The sequence below is a fragment of the Nocardia sp. NPDC019323 genome (assembly GCF_044389845.1).
Lineage (GTDB): Bacteria > Actinomycetota > Actinomycetes > Mycobacteriales > Mycobacteriaceae > Nocardia > Nocardia implantans.
This window is the reverse complement of the sequence record NZ_JBIRYN010000013.1, coordinates 1-14,055: the sequence shown is the minus strand read 5'-3', so window position 1 is coordinate 14,055 and position 14,055 is coordinate 1. Positions and strand designations below refer to the sequence as shown.

14 protein-coding genes are annotated in these 14,055 nt (G+C 69.7%); 2 read left to right on the top strand and 12 right to left on the bottom strand.

Translation table 11 applies throughout. The features are described from left to right. Positions 1-175 precede the first annotated feature (175 nt). The 7 genes from ACH49X_RS31065 to ssd form a co-directional block, all read right to left on the bottom strand. Positions 176-550: an Rv3654c family TadE-like protein gene (locus ACH49X_RS31065; protein WP_195077975.1), complete on the bottom strand. Its 375-nt coding sequence runs from the start codon at positions 548-550 to the stop codon at positions 176-178. Next, a complete protein-coding gene (locus tag ACH49X_RS31060; protein WP_357110606.1) occupies positions 547-861 on the bottom strand; it encodes a TadE family type IV pilus minor pilin in 315 nt (104 codons plus the stop codon). Before ACH49X_RS31060 ends, ACH49X_RS31065 begins: the two co-directional genes overlap by 4 nt. A gap of 38 nt (positions 862-899) precedes the next feature. Further along, positions 900-1,100, bottom strand: coding sequence for a DUF4244 domain-containing protein (locus tag ACH49X_RS31055; protein WP_357110714.1), 201 nt, complete (start codon positions 1,098-1,100; stop codon positions 900-902). Positions 1,101-1,454: 354 nt separating this feature from the next. After that, positions 1,455-2,078, bottom strand: a complete 624-nt coding sequence (locus tag ACH49X_RS31050; RefSeq protein WP_357110603.1) for a type II secretion system F family protein — start codon at positions 2,076-2,078, stop codon at positions 1,455-1,457. A 360-nt stretch (positions 2,079-2,438) separates the two neighbouring features. Continuing rightward, positions 2,439-3,233, bottom strand: coding sequence for a hypothetical protein (locus ACH49X_RS31045; protein ID WP_357110600.1), 795 nt, complete (start codon positions 3,231-3,233; stop codon positions 2,439-2,441). Further along, a complete protein-coding gene (locus ACH49X_RS31040) occupies positions 3,230-4,414 on the bottom strand; it encodes a TadA family conjugal transfer-associated ATPase (RefSeq protein WP_195077971.1) in 1,185 nt (394 codons plus the stop codon). The genes ACH49X_RS31045 and ACH49X_RS31040 overlap by 4 nt, the downstream gene beginning before the upstream one ends. A 10-nt stretch (positions 4,415-4,424) precedes the next feature. Further along, complete coding sequence (gene ssd / locus ACH49X_RS31035) at positions 4,425-5,534, bottom strand: septum site-determining protein Ssd (RefSeq protein ID WP_357208935.1); 1,110 nt, start codon at positions 5,532-5,534, stop codon at positions 4,425-4,427. Positions 5,535-6,149: 615 nt separating this feature from the next. On the opposite strand from ssd, the gene ACH49X_RS31030 reads away from it, so the two are divergent. Then, entirely contained in the window at positions 6,150-6,959 is an 810-nt protein-coding gene (locus ACH49X_RS31030; RefSeq protein ID WP_195077969.1) for an HAD family phosphatase, read from the top strand. A gap of 490 nt (positions 6,960-7,449) precedes the next feature. On the opposite strand, the gene ACH49X_RS31025 is transcribed toward ACH49X_RS31030, so the two are convergent. Genes ACH49X_RS31025 through ACH49X_RS31005 form a run of 5 tightly spaced genes read right to left on the bottom strand, consistent with a single transcriptional unit; the run spans position 7,450 to position 13,422 of the window. Continuing rightward, positions 7,450-8,196 (bottom strand): oxidoreductase, encoded by a 747-nt coding sequence (locus ACH49X_RS31025; RefSeq protein ID WP_195077968.1) that lies wholly within the window; start codon positions 8,194-8,196, stop codon positions 7,450-7,452. Positions 8,197-8,247: 51 nt separating this feature from the next. Next, on the bottom strand, positions 8,248-9,912 hold the full coding sequence (locus ACH49X_RS31020; protein WP_357110595.1) for an ABC transporter ATP-binding protein: 1,665 nt from the start codon (positions 9,910-9,912) through the stop codon (positions 8,248-8,250). Continuing rightward, entirely contained in the window at positions 9,909-10,859 is a 951-nt protein-coding gene (locus ACH49X_RS31015; RefSeq protein ID WP_195077966.1) for an ABC transporter permease, read from the bottom strand. The genes ACH49X_RS31020 and ACH49X_RS31015 overlap by 4 nt, the downstream gene beginning before the upstream one ends. After that, positions 10,852-11,778 carry an ABC transporter permease gene (locus ACH49X_RS31010; protein WP_195077965.1) on the bottom strand — a complete coding sequence of 309 codons (927 nt, stop codon included), beginning with the start codon at positions 11,776-11,778 and terminating at the stop codon, positions 10,852-10,854. The genes ACH49X_RS31015 and ACH49X_RS31010 overlap by 8 nt, the downstream gene beginning before the upstream one ends. Before the next feature lie 54 nt (positions 11,779-11,832). After that, the gene (locus tag ACH49X_RS31005; RefSeq protein WP_357208979.1) at positions 11,833-13,422 is read right to left on the bottom strand and encodes an ABC transporter substrate-binding protein; all 1,590 of its coding nucleotides are present in this window, start codon (positions 13,420-13,422) and stop codon (positions 11,833-11,835) included. A gap of 379 nt (positions 13,423-13,801) precedes the next feature. On the opposite strand from ACH49X_RS31005, the gene ACH49X_RS31000 reads away from it, so the two are divergent. Then, positions 13,802-14,055 (top strand): acetyl-coenzyme A synthetase N-terminal domain-containing protein (locus ACH49X_RS31000; protein WP_397071578.1); only part of this gene is annotated, 254 nt, incomplete at its 3' end.

Here is a 14,055-nt window from a genome sequence, read left to right as displayed (position 1 = left end):
TAGATTCATGTTAACTAGACTATTGCCACCACCCCGATTGCCGACATGCGCATTCCTTCGTTTTCCATATCCCGGCTCGCGCGGGTAATTCCGCGAGCCCGCTGATAAACCGGCCGGTAAATTTCCGATTTCCGCTACTGGAAGCGACGCGGAGCCTACCGTGTATCGAACTCCTTCACTCTTCAACCGGTCCGGCCCGCGCGCTCGCCCGAACGATCCGATCGCCATACAGACCTATTGGTACATTCCTTTCCACCGCCACGGTGGCGTCCCACTGCGCCGCCTCGCAAACACGGATTCGCGTGCCCATCCGCCGCGCCACCCGGTCCGCCTCATCACATGCGGCTTCGACGCCATCGACCAAGGCGCCCGCCGCGGTCAGCGCCGCCAGATCGGCGGCCGCCTGCGCCCGATGCCGCGCCACGACCACGGCTCCCACCTGCGCGATCAACAGCGTCACCCCGATCAGGGCCACCAGCGCCGAGCATGCGAACACGGTGGCCAACCCCTGCTCGTCGCGCCGCAGCGCGGAGAACGCACACCCCCTCATTCGGTGGCTCCGGGCTCGAGGGTCGCGACCGCCTCCGCGCGCAGGGTGAGCAGCGGCAGAAGCGGGGCGCGTGCGGAAACCACGGCAATCGCGCGAGCGCCCTCGATGCGGACGGTGATGCCGGCCGATGGCGGGGCGATGCGCTCGGCCGCTGGACGCGCGTTCGCGTGATCGCCCCGTGCGCTCAGGCGGGCGGCCTCGCGGGCGGCGTCGACACAGCGGACCTGCGCCGACGCCGCCAGCAGAGCCCCGAGGCAGAGCACTACGGTGGCGACGACCGAGATCAGGCCGAGCGCCGCCTCGATCGTCACCCCTCCCCGATCGTCCCCGAGCCTCGGTGCGGCAACGGCTACACCGCTGTGTTCAGCGCCCGGTCGATGATCTTCGTCAGCGCGTTGACGATGCTGTCGCCCGTCACCACCCCGTACAGCACGGCGCCGAACGCCGCCGCCGCGATCGTGCCGATCGCGTACTCCGCCGTGCTCATGCCGTCCTCCGCGACCATCGCCCGTAGCGCTCGCGCGCGCAGGCTCATATATACAGCCCGCATCTTGCGGCCCACGGACTTCGCGACCCCCTGGATACGCACCCGATTCCTCCTTTCCGGCCCGTGCGGCCGATCCGCACGAGCACGCCTTCTCCGATGCAGTGCGCGCGGCCGCCCGAACACGGTCTCGATCGCTTCGGTCCGCAACGGACCGCAAGCGCGCGCCGAGCAGCGGCAGCGCCGGGGCGTGGCCCGCTGTCCTGACGAACGTGGGCCCGCCCGTGCGCCCTTCTCCCGATGCGATCCGAGGGATGGCCCGGCGCGAGGGTCGTCCGACCGCCAGCCCTCGAATCTGCGCGATGGGCCCGCGCGAACGCCTCCACACCATGGGCGGCACGGTCAGAACCTGGGGCGCGGTTACAGCAGGCCACCATCGAGCACCTGGCCCGCCAAGCCGATCACCACCGGCACTATGCCGAGGCAGACGAAGGCCGGGAGGAAGCACAGTCCCAGCGGGCCGCCGATGAGGACGCCCGCACGCTCCGCCTTCGCGGCGGCGATGTCCTCGACCGCGGCTCTGCGCTGCTCGGCCAGCTCGGTCACCGCTGCCGCCAGCGACGACCCGGACCGCGCCGAACGGCGCGCCATCCGGGCCAGCGACTCGATCTCCTTGGCCCCGGGACGTCCATCCGCATCCCGCGCCACCTGTTGCCAGGCCACGGCCGCATCGGCGCCCAACGCGAGCAGGTCCGCGGCCCGCCGCAGTGCTTCGCCGAGCGGTTCCGGTGCTTCGGGCGCCACTGCGCGCGCCGCGCCCGCCATCGGCAGCCCGGCACGCAGACAGGCGGCAAGCAGGTCGAGAACCGAGGCGACAGCCAGCGGATCGGGCGCCTGATTCGCACGGCGCGGCGCATCGGCCGGCGCCTTGTGTGTCCGGCCGAGAGCTCGCAATCGCCTGCTCACGGCAACCCGTCCTGGCACCGTCGCGAGCGCGGCTGCCACCAGCAGCAATGACAGTGCCGCCCCAGGTGTGAACGCCATCGTCAGCCTTCCTCAGCGATCCTGTTGTGCGACGACCTCGTACGCGCCCCGCCGTCGGGCCGCGTGACGGCACACCGCACGCCTCCGGCACGCCTGCGCCTGCACGTGCCGGGCTTCCCAGCGCGAGGGCGGCGGCACGCAGGCGACCGCCGAAGAGCCGACCGACGCTGCGGACCAGCATTCGCCGCAGTCCAAGAGCCTCCCCCGGACGACGACTTCGCCGCGCCGCACCACGCGCGGATACGGCAGACACAACCCTTGGAACCGGCGTGCCCGCAAACCGCCCTTCCTCGCCGACCGAAACCGGCCTCGTGTGCGGAAACTGTTCCGACCGTCCTCGGACCGCCATCGGAAATAACCTCATAGCAACACCTTTCGAGTGATGGCGTCGGTCCACAGCAAGCCGGCGCAAGCCAGGCCTGCGCCGAGCGGCAACAGCACCGCCCCTGCGGACGAGGCGAACAGAACGTGCAGCGGCGCGGCGCCCATCAGGTGGCCGAGGGCGATGCCGAGCAGCGGCAAGCCCGCCAAGACCGCCGCGGTGGCCCGTGCGCCGGCCAGCGCCGCGGTGGTGCGGCCATGGAATCGAAGACGCCCCGCGAGATCGGTCCGCGCCGCCGACAGCAACTCGGCCAGGGCCAAGCCGTGCCGCTCGGCCACCTGCCACGCCCCGGCGACTCGGGAAAGTTCCACGGCGATCGGCGAACCCGGCCTGCGCAGACCCTCCGCCGCCGAGCCACCGAGTCGGCTGCGGGCGGCGCCGACGGTGAACGCGCGGGCCGACTCGCCCCATCCCTCGCGTGCGGCGGTCTCGGCGGCGGCGCTCGGATGCGCCCCCACCCGCAACTCCGCGATCACCGCCTCCAAGGCATCGAGCAGGTGGCCTTGCTCGGCCTTCCTGCGCCGCTCGCCTGCCGCCCGGCGCGTTCGGAACTCGGCCGTTCCGGCGACCAGGCCGGCCGCGAGGAAAGGGCCTGCGCCGAAGAGGATGAGCACACTCACGACGCCCGCGCCGGCACAAACGCGAAAAATCATGGCTTTGCCCGGCATTCGATACTCGGCCCGCCCGGTGAACAACTGCCCGAACCGCCGGTGCGACCGGGGCGCGGGGACCATGACCAACGCCAGCGCCAGACACAACACCGCGCCGCTCACCGGTCCAGCCGTTCCGCGAGCAGCGTGGACAGGTCCGCTGCGGCGGGGGCCGCACCGGTGGCATGCCAGGCGGGCGTGATCCGCACGCTCCCATCGCCGGTGCGGTGCACGAGCCCGACCTCGCGCAGCCCGCGCGAGCCGTCGGATCGGCGGTGCACGTGCAGGACGACCTGCACCGCCGCGGCGAGTTGACTGTGCAGAGCCGCTCGATCCATGCCGCCGAGAGCGGCGAGAGCCTCGAGCCGGGCGGGGACTTCCTGTGGCGAGTTGGCGTGCACGGTGCCCGCCCCGCCGTCGTGTCCGGTGTTCAACGCGGTCAGCAAGTCGACCACCTCGGCGCCCCTGACCTCGCCGACCACGATCCGGTCCGGCCGCATGCGCAGCGCTTGCCGGACCAAGTCACGCACGCTGACCTCGCCGACGCCTTCGACGTTCGCGGTCCTGGCCACCAGCCGGACCACGTGCGGATGCGGTGGCGCGAGTTCCGCCGCGTCCTCGACGCAGACGATCCGCTCGGCCGGGTCCACCGTGGCGAGCAGGCCGGACAGCAGCGTCGTCTTCCCCGCGCCGGTGCCGCCGACGACGAGAAACGCCAGCCTCGCCCGGACTATCCGTTCCAGCAGTCGTTTCGCGTCGGCGGGCACCGAACCAGCCGCGGCGAGCGCATCGAGCCCCTGGGTGGCCGGACGGAGTACGCGCAACGACAGGCAGGTGCCGCCATGCGAGACGGGCGCGAGGACGGCATGCAGGCGAACGCCGAACGAATCACCCGATACCGCACCGGTTCCGGTCAGCCTGCCGTCCACCCACGGTTGCGCGTCGTCGAGTCGTCGTCCCGCCGACAGGGCCAGGCGCTGGGCCAGCCGCCGGACCGCGGCCTCGTCGGAGAAGGTGATCGAGGTCTTCTCCAGTCCATGCCCGCGATCGATCCACACCGCGTCCGGACCCGTCACCAGGACGTCGGCGACATGGGGATCGTGCAGCAGCGGCTCGAGTACGCCCGCGCCGGTGAGTTCGGTCTGCAACAGCCGCAGGGCACGCAGCAGGTCGGTGTCGCCGAGCACCCCGCCCGCTTCGGCCCGGATCGCCGCGGCCACCTGCGCCGGATCCGGGTCGCCCGTCTCGCCCGCCAGACGCTCCCGTACCCGGTCCAGCAGTTCGCTGGTCAGTATCGCGCTCATCTCCCCCTCCTCAGCGCCTCTGCGCCGGTGGTGCGCTCAGTACGCCGAGCACGGCGTCGGCGGCGTCGCGCAGCGGCCCACGGCGGCTCACCGACATCCCGCCGCGCTCCAGCCGGTGCGCGAGACCGGTCTGGGCGCGGACGGCGGCGAGCAGCGGGAGATCGAGCACTTCGGCGACCTCGGCTGCGCGCAGGCCGCCGGGCGCAGGGCCGCGAACGATCAGGCCCTGGTTCGGGTTTCGCCGCGCGATATGGGCGGACACCGCTTCGGCGGCGGCGACCGCCCGCAGCCGCGCCGGGACGACCAGAACCACGAGGTCCGCCGAGTCGAGCATCTGGTCGGCATGCGGCCCGCGCTCACCGGAAACATCGCAAACTACGAAATCGCCTGCGGCACGGCCTGCTTCGATGACAGCGCGAACCGCGGGCGCGCCGAGCTCCCGTGGCAATCGTCCCGCACCGCAGCGCCCGCAGGACAGCACCGCGAGTCCCTGCGCCACGACGGGCAGGGCGCCGTGCAGCGCGGTCGCGGACACGCGGCCGTCCTCCACCACCAGGTCGGGCCAGCGCAGGCCAGCCGCGTTCTCGATACCGAGCAGCAGGTCGAGGCCGCCGGCGAAGGGTGCGCCATCGACCAGCAAGGTCTCGCGCCGGAACCCCTCCGCGGCGGCGCGCAACGCGACCGCGGCGGCGAGGATGGACGCTCCCGCCCCGCCGCCCGCGCCGACCACGGCGACCACCACGCCGTCACCCGCACGCAGCTCGCCATACTCAGCAAACATCTCGATAAGCCCCACCGCCGCGCCGGGCAGTGCGATAGCCCGCTCCGCGCCGACCGCGGCAGCGGCCTGCCAGTCGAGCAACCCTGGCTCACCGTCGGTTACCACTACGACGCCGGCACGGCGCAGGTAGCCCGCGGCCGCCGCTTCGCGCGCCGCGTCGGTGTCCAGGATCACCAGCGGGGCGCCTGTCCAGGCATGTCGGCCGACAGGCCGGGACCGCTCGTCGAGCGGCCGTTCGGCGGCCGCCGCGATACGCCGGACTTCGTCGCGCAGGCGGTCGTCATCGATGAGCACGAGGGCGGGCGCAGGGCCGCCCGGCTCCGATGCGTCGAGGTTCATGCAGGTCAGCGTCGCTGAACGCGGAGAGGGACAGAAGGGGCGATGTGCCGAATGTGGACAACTCCGGGGTTGTGGACAACCAAGCCGACTCGGCGCCCTGCCACACTGTCCCTGAAATAGAGGACGGCCCCAGCCGGGGGGGGAGGAGGCTGGGGCCGTCGGGTTCAGCCCCGGGGGGTCGGGCTGAACGCGCCTGGACCATGTCCAGGTGCCAGCAATACTACACCCAAGCCCCGGCCACAACGCAAGTCTGCCGACGGACATCTTTGTGGCCGTCGTGGCTTCGGCGTCTGCGGGGCAAACCTCGGCGCCGCGCCGTCCGCAGCCGCGCCACCGCACGCGCCACGCGTGCCGACCGGCGGCGTCGCGGTCCGGCCGCCGCCTATCCGTCGCCGATCGAAGGGCAGCGCGGCCACAGAAGAGGCGCGGCGGGGCGGATCCGCCCGTTCACCGGGCCACGCCTGGCGCCACAGGGGAAGCGCGCGCGCCGAACGTTGTGGCCGCCATTCCTCTCCCGCGTGCGGCCGGTCCACCACCGGGCGCGACCGCTCCCGAAGCCGCACCACGGCCGACGCCCGACCGAGCGGATGCCATACCGCCGCCTATCCTGATCGAGTGGACAAGCCAGCCACTACCGGCGGACGCGTCGCGGCCTTCTTCGATCTCGACAAGACCGTGATCGCGAAATCCAGCACGTTCGTGTTCAGCAAGCCGTTCTACGCACAGGGGCTGCTGAATCGCCGCGCCGTCCTGGAGAGCAGTTACGCCCACTTCCTGTTCCTGCTCTCCGGCGCCGACCACGACCAGATGGAACGGATGCGCGCCCACCTGACCAGCATGTGCGCGGGCTGGGACGTCGAGCAGGTGAAATCCATTGTGGCCGAGACGCTGCACGAGCTGGTCGATCCGCTGATCTACGCCGAGGCGGCCGACTTGATCGCCGACCACAAGATCCGGGGGCACGACGTGGTGATCGTCTCGGCCTCCGGCGAGGAGATCGTCGGTCCGATCGCCGAAGCGCTCGGCGCTTCCCATACCGCCGCCACCCGGATGGTCGTGGCGGACGGAAAGTACACCGGCGAGGTGGAGTTCTACTGCTACGGCGAAGGCAAGGTCACCGCGATCGAGAAACTCGCCGCCAGCGAGGGGTACGACCTGTCCCGCTGCTACGCCTACTCCGACTCGATCACCGACCTGCCGCTGCTCGGCGCGGTGGGGCATCCCACCGCGGTCAACCCGGATCGCAATCTGCGCCGCGAGGCGACCGTGCGCGGCTGGCCGGTCCTGACCTTCTCCAACCCGGTGTCACTGTGGTCGCGCTTCCAGGCGCCGTCCTCGACGACGCTCGCGGCCACGGCAGCGGTCGGCGTGAGCGCCGTGCTCGCCGGAGCGATCAGCTACCGGATGTTGCGCCGCAAGCGCTGAAATCCGGACGCGGGAGCGTCCCGCCCGAGACGGGGTCGCTGGATGATTGCGGGGGCTTCGCCGCCTGAACAGGCGGTGCGGCGGACCAGGCATTTAACCACGAAACGCCGACAAACACGCCGATTATTCAATGTTTTGCGACCACTTGATGTGAGTGCAGTCACAGTGTAGAAAGGTAACTACGGAAGGGCGGAAGGCCAAGGCAGCACCGGAAGAGAAGGTACTGTCTCCCGACTGTTCTTCCCAGCACGGGCACCAGGCACCCACGCGGAGCGCGCCGCGACAAGGGCAGAAGCGTTGTGGGCCTGCGAAATTCGGATAGTCGACGGCGAAGGCCTCGCACAGGTTGCGGGGATGAACCGGCCGATGTTCGGATTGTCGCCGAGGCCGCAGAACACAACCCACCTAGCACGCTTGGTAACCGGGTAGTCCGTGCTAGCGGGCGGTGAGGTCGACAGACAACGCCGCCCGCTTTGATGTGTTCGGGGGGTTATCCCGCCGCCGAGTCGGCGATCGATGTGGCCTCGCGGGCGCCGTCCTCGAACGCCCCGCAGCAGAAGATCACCCAGCCGCCGACGGCCTCCGGGTCCCCGGTCCCGAACCCCGCGGCCGCGTCGAGGTACGCCTGCCGCCTGCGCAACCAGAACACCTCCGGCACGCCGAGGCTGTGCGGGTCCAGCCCACTCGACACCGCGACCAGCCGGGACGCCGCCCGCGCCACCACGCCGTCGGCCGTTCCGAACGGTCGCAACGCCAGTAGCTCGCCGTGTACCACGGCGGCGAGCACCGGCGCGGGCGCTCGCGAACCGACCACCGTCTGCGCCAGCAGATCCAGCCGCTGCGCCACACCCGCGTCGCCGCGCGGCCTGCCGAGCGACTCCTCCTGCCGCACCAGATCGGCCGCGGCCAGCAGATGCAGCCGCGCCAGCGCCTGCAACGGAGCCCGTTCCCAGGTGCTCACCAGATTCCGCAGCGCGTCTGCGTCCAACGCCTGCCCGACGCGCAGCGAGCCGGCCAGGATCGGATCGGCCACGCGGCCGTCGGCGGGAATGTCCGTGCTGCCGCCGTCGATGGCCGCCGAGGATCTGGCCGCGCGCACCGCGGCCTCGGCCGCCGTGGTCGGCCACCCACGCCGGTTCGCTTTGTGCCGGTGCACCTCGGCGAGCGCGTCGCGGGCACGGTCGGCCGCGTCCCGGACACCGGGGAGATCGACGAGAGGCTGTAGCGGATCGGTCACGGCATACGAGGCTACTTGCGCACGCGCGGACCGATCCGCGCGCCCGGCCCGCTATCCGGCCAGCAGATCGCGTCCCGGAATCGCGTCGAGCAGCTTGCGGGTGTATTCCTGCTGGGGACGGTCGAACACTTCGTCGGTCGTCGCCGCCTCGACCACCTCGCCGCGCCGCATGACGAGCACGTCGTCGGCGATCTGCCGCACCACGGCCAGATCGTGCGTGATGAACAGGTACGCCAGCCCGAGCTCGGCCTGCAGCTCGTTGAGCAGCCCCAGGATCTGGGCCTGCACCAGCACGTCGAGCGCGGACACCGCCTCGTCGCACACCACCACCTCGGGCCGCAGGGCGAGCGCCCGCGCGACCGCGACGCGCTGACGCTGCCCTCCGGACAACTCGCTGGGGTAGCGCCGCAGCACCCCGGCGGGCAGCGCGACCTTGTCGAGCAGTTCCCGCACGGTCGCCTCGCGTTCCTCGGCGGTTCCGATCCGATGGGTGCGCAACGGCTCCTCGATGGTCCGGTAGATCGTGTACATCGGGTCGAGAGAGCCGTAGGGGTCCTGGAAGATCGGCTGCACTCGCCGCCGGAACGCAAAGGCGCTCTGCCGGTCCAGGGTGGCCACGTCTTTGCCGTCGAACGTGACCGTGCCGGAGGTGGGTGCGAGCAGTCCGAGCACCATCTGCGCCACCGTCGTCTTGCCCGAACCGGATTCGCCGACGATCGCCGTGGTCGATCCGCGCCGCAGCCGGAACGACACATCGTCCACCGCGACGAACTCGGTCGACTTCCACGGCGCGCGATCGCGAACGCGGAACGTTTTCCTCAGGCGCTCGGCTACCAGCACGTCGTCCGTTTCCGCGGCGACCTGCACGGCCTGCGCGTGGATCTCGGCCCGGCGCCGCACCGCCGACCGCCGTCGCGCGGCCAGCGACGGCGCCGAACTCACCAACCGCTTGGTGTACAGATGCTGGGGATCACGCAGAATCCGCAAGGCGGGCCCGGACTCCACGACGCGGCCGCGATACATCACCACCAGGTGCTCGGCCCGCTCCGCCGCCAAGCCCAGGTCGTGGGTGATCAGCAGCACCGCGGTGCCGAGTTCGGCGGTGAGCCGTTCGAGATGGTCGAGGATCTGCCGCTGCACGGTCACGTCGAGCGCCGAGGTCGGCTCGTCGGCGATGAGCAGTTTGGGCCGGCAGGACAGGCCGATGGCGATCAGCGCGCGCTGGCGCATGCCGCCGGAGAACTCGTGCGGATATTGGTGCACGCGTCGTTCGGCGTCGGGCATGCCCGCTTCCGCGAGCAGCTCCACCGCTCGCCGCTCGGCGGCTTTCCCCTTCGCGATGCCGTTGGCCTCCAGCGTCTCGCGAATCTGGAAGCCGATCTTCCACACCGGATTCAGGTTCGACATCGGGTCCTGCGGGACCAGGCCGATGCCGCTGCCACGGACCGCGACAATCTCTCGTTTCGAGGCCGCCGTGAGTTCCTTGCCGTCGAACCTGATCGAGCCGGAGGTGATCCGGCCCGTGCCGGGCAGCAGATCGATGATCGCGTGGGCGGTGGTCGACTTCCCCGAACCCGACTCACCGACGATGGCCACGGTCTGCCCCGGATAGACCGACAGGCTCACACCCCGGACCGCGGGCGCGGGCTTGCCGTCGGCGGTGAAGCTCACGTTCAGATCGGTGATCTCCAGCAGCGGCCGGTCGCCCTCGCTCATCGCTTCCTCGCTTTCGGATCGAGGGCGTCGCGCACGGCGTCACCCAGCATGATGAAGCTCAGCACGGTCAGCGCCAGCGCCGTCGCCGGATAGAACAGGATGGGCGAGGTGCGGATCTCCTTCTGCCCGGTGGCGATGTCCGCGCCCCAGGACACCACGGTGCGCGGCAGACCGACGCCGAGATACGACAGCGTGGCCTCGGTGACGATGAAAACGCCCAGCCACAGTGTGGTCACCACGATCAGCGGCCCCGCCGCGTTGGGCAGCACGTGGCGCAAGAGCGTCTGGATTCTGGAGACGCCCAATGCTTTCGCCGCCGTGACGTAGTCGCTGTTCTTCGCTTGGATCACCGCGCCGCGGGCGATCCGCGCCGCCTGCGGCCAAGTGAACAAGGCGAGGATGACGATCACGGTCCAAACCGTGCGGGCGTCCAGCAGCTGCATGATCACGATCGCGGCCAGCATCAACGGAATCGCGTAGAAGATCTCCGCGATCCGGGAGACGACCGAGTCCAGCGGCCCGCCGTAGAAGCCCGCCAGCGCCCCGAGCGTTCCCCCGATCAGCACGAACAGCAAGGTCGCGCCGACTCCGGCGAGCACGGAAGCCCTGGCTCCGTAGAGGGTGCGGGCGTAGATGTCGCATCCTTGCTTGTCGAATCCGAACGGGTGGCCCGCGCTGCGCGGGTCCATGCTGAAGTCGCCGTTGCAGTACCGGGGGTCCTGATCGGTGAACAGTCCCGGCCAGATCACCACGATCAGCACGAACACGATCAGTACGGCCGCGACGACGAAGATGGGGTTGCGCCGCAGCTGTCGCCACGCGTCGCGCCAGAGCCCCGACGGCGCTCCGGCATCCAGGACGGCGTCGGTGGCCAGCACCTCGACCTCGTCGGGCGGCGCGACGAAGTGCTCCTGGCCGCGGCGCGGGCCCTCGGTGGGGTCAGGCATAGCGGATCCTCGGATCGAGTGCGGCGTAGAGCAGGTCGACGATCAGGTTGGTGAGCAGGAAGATGACGATCAGCACCGTGACGAAGGAGACGACGGTCGGGGGCTCGCCCCTGGTGATGGCCTGGTAGAGCGTGCCGCCCACGCCGGGGATGTTGAAGATGCCCTCGGTGACGATCGCGCCGCCCATCAGTGCGCCCAGATCGGCGCCGACGAACGTGACCACCGGAATCATCGAGTTACGCAGGATGTGCACGATCACCACCCGTGGCCTGCCCAGACCTTTGGCGGTCGCGGTGCGCACGTAGTCGGCGGACATGTTCTCCGCCACGGAATTCCGGGTCAAGCGCAGGACGTAGGCGAACGACAGCGAGCCGAGCACGAACGCGGGCACCAGCAGTTCGCCGACGGTCGCCTTCCCGGAGACGGTCACGGGCGCGATCCCCCACTTCACACCCAGCAGGAACTGCGCGAGGAAGCCGACCACGAAGACCGGAACGGCGATCACGACCAGGCTGACCACGAGCATCGCCGAGTCGAACAGCTTGCCTTTGCGCAGCCCGGCGACCAGCCCGAACAGCACGCCGAACACGGACTCGATCAGCACCGCCATGAACGCCAGTTTCAGCGTGATCGGGAACGCGCGCGCGAGTTCGTCGCGCACCGGCCGGCCGGAGAACGCCGTGCCGAAGTCCAGCGTCACGATGCCCTTCAGATACAGCAGGTACTGCACGAGGAAGGGCTGGTCGAGGTGGTAGCGAGCCCGCAGTTGCGCCTCCACCGCGGGCGTCATGGGCTTGTCCCCGGCCAGCGCGTGAATCGGGTCGCCCGGCACGAGGAACACCAAGGCGTAGACGAGCAGGGTCGCACCGAGGAACACGGGGATCATCTGAAGCAGACGCCGCCCGACATACCAGGCCATTTCGCCTCCTGAACAGGACCGCCGAGCGTCCGGCGGACGCCAGGCGGCCGGCGGCTACTTCTCGATGTTCTCGAAGTCGAACAGACCGTTCCAGGCGAGTTCGGCTTTGCGCACCCGGTCGGAGCGACCCGCGGCGGCCACGTAGTCGAACACCGGGATGTCGGCCAGATCCTTGATCAGCAGGGCCTGGGCCTGCGCGATGATCTTGTAGGACTCGTCCTGGCTCGGCGCGGCCAGGGCGGCGTCGAGCAGGCGGTCGAATTCCTGGCTCTTGTAGTCGACGTTGTTGGTGTCGGAGTAGCTGTAGTACTGCGAGGTGAGGAACTGCAGCATGGTCGGGTAATCACCCTGCCAGCCGTAGCGGAAGGCTTTGTTGATGGTGTGCGCGTTGACCTCGTCGCGGATGTTCTTGAACGTCGGGTACGGCACGCCGATAGCGTCGATGCCGAGGGTGTTCTTGACGCTGTTGGCCACCGCCTCCACCCAGGCCTGGTGGCCGCCGTCGGAGTTGTAGGCGATCTCGTAGCGGCCCGACCACGGCGCGATCGCGTCGGCCTGCGCCCAGACCTTCTCGGCCTCGTCGGGGTTGTACTTCAGCACCTCGGAGCCGGGCAGGTTCGGGTCGAAGCCGGGCAGCGTGCTCGCGGTGAAATCGCGCGCGGGGATCCGGGTGCCGTGGAAGATGTTCTGCGCGATCTGTTCCCGGTTGATCGCCATCGAGATCGCCCTGCGCCGCAGCAGCCCTTCCTGGCCTGCGAAGTGCGCGACGTTGGATTGGATGCCGATGTGCTGGTTCTGGGCGGTGGGCTTGGTGATCGCGCGGTCGCCGAGATCCTGTTCGTAGGAGGTGAGCGCGCTGTCGGGCACGGTGTCGAGCGCGTCCAGGTTGCCCGCCTGCAGATCCGCGTAGGCGGTGTCGAAGGACTGATACATCACGAATCGCAGCCCTTTGTTCTTCGCCGGACGACCGCCGGGATAGTCCGGGTTGGGCACCAGGTCGATCTTGACGTTGTGCTCCCACGCCCCGGGCCTGGCGAATTTGTAGGGCCCGTTGCCGATCGGGTTCTCCCCGAACGCTTTCATGTCCTTGAACGCCGCCTCCGGCAGCGGATAGAACGGCGCGTACCCGAGTTCGGTTTCGAAATCGATCGATGGCGCCTTCAGTTCGATGGTGAAGGTCCGGTCGTCGATCACCTTCAGACCCGACATCGTCTGTGCCGTCGGCTTTTCCGCGGACACCTCGTCGAAACCGACGATGGGACCGAACACGTAGCTCTGCAACTGCGCGTTGCCGCCGAGTGCGCCGTAGTTCCAGGCATCGACGAACGACTTCGCCGTCACGGGCGTGCCGTCGGTGAACTTCCAGCCGGGTTTGATGGTCACCCGGTAGTTCTTCCGATCCGTGGTCTGGATCGACTCCGCCATCTCGTCGTGTGCTTTACCGTCGGCGTCGTAGTACTTCAAGCCCGCGAACAGCCGGTCGACCACGCGCCCGCCCATGTTCTCGTTGGTGTTGGTGGGCACCAACGGATTCTGCGGCTCACCGCCGTTGACGGTGACGATGTCGGCGTCGGCCCCGTCGCCCGAGGAACATGCGGACAGCCCGAGGGTCGTGGCCAGCCCGACTGCCGCCGTCAGCGCCATCGCTCTGTGGAATCTCAACGCGTCCTCCCGGTGCGAGAAGGGGGGAGCCGATCGGCACCCGCGGGAGGCCCGTCAGCGCACGCCGACACGATCCCCCTGTGTGGTTGGCAGAGTAGCCACCGGCGCGGGCACTGTCACCTGATTGATCCGAGTTCGTCGCACTTGTTACCGATCCGGCAACACTGCCGAAACACCTCGAGTTCGGTGCGGAAACGTCCCCGCGGCCGGAATATCGCCTTCGTCGAGGCGACCTTCTCGAACCGACGCGCGGCGGCGGAACCCGGTCGGCACACCCCACGCGGTATGGGTCACAGTTTATTACTGTCGAACTTGGCTGCGTCGAATCGTGCGCTCAGGCTACGTGGAAAGAAGAGACGAGATGACTGAAACCAGCGCCGACCACCGGGACTCGTACCCGCCGACCGCGGAGTTCGCCGCCCGGGCGAACGCGAGCGCGGCGCTCTACGAGCGGGCGGCGGCCGATCGCGACGCGTTCTGGGCCGAGCAGGCCCGGCGGCTGCACTGGGACGAACCGTTCACCCAGGTGCTGGATTGGAGCGAAGCGCCGGTGGCGAAGTGGTTCGTCGGCGGCAAGCTCAACGTCGCCTACAACTGCGTGGACCGCCACGTCCT

What these genes read in the sequence shown, in the direction of transcription:
- ACH49X_RS31065 (WP_195077975.1), bottom strand. Translation starts at nt 550, where the DNA reads ATGAGGGGGTGTGCGTTCTCCGCGCTGCGGCGCGACGAGCAGGGGTTG.
- ACH49X_RS31055 (WP_357110714.1), bottom strand. Translation starts at nt 1,100, where the DNA reads ATGCGGGCTGTATATATGAGCCTGCGCGCGCGAGCGCTACGGGCGATG.
- ACH49X_RS31050 (WP_357110603.1), bottom strand. Translation starts at nt 2,078, where the DNA reads ATGGCGTTCACACCTGGGGCGGCACTGTCATTGCTGCTGGTGGCAGCC.
- ACH49X_RS31040 (WP_195077971.1), bottom strand. Translation starts at nt 4,414, where the DNA reads ATGAGCGCGATACTGACCAGCGAACTGCTGGACCGGGTACGGGAGCGT.
- ssd (WP_357208935.1), bottom strand. Translation starts at nt 5,534, where the DNA reads ATGAACCTCGACGCATCGGAGCCGGGCGGCCCTGCGCCCGCCCTCGTG.
- ACH49X_RS31020 (WP_357110595.1), bottom strand. Translation starts at nt 9,912, where the DNA reads ATGAGCGAGGGCGACCGGCCGCTGCTGGAGATCACCGATCTGAACGTG.
- ACH49X_RS31015 (WP_195077966.1), bottom strand. Translation starts at nt 10,859, where the DNA reads ATGCCTGACCCCACCGAGGGCCCGCGCCGCGGCCAGGAGCACTTCGTC.
- ACH49X_RS31010 (WP_195077965.1), bottom strand. Translation starts at nt 11,778, where the DNA reads ATGGCCTGGTATGTCGGGCGGCGTCTGCTTCAGATGATCCCCGTGTTC.
- ACH49X_RS31005 (WP_357208979.1), bottom strand. Translation starts at nt 13,422, where the DNA reads ATGGCGCTGACGGCGGCAGTCGGGCTGGCCACGACCCTCGGGCTGTCC.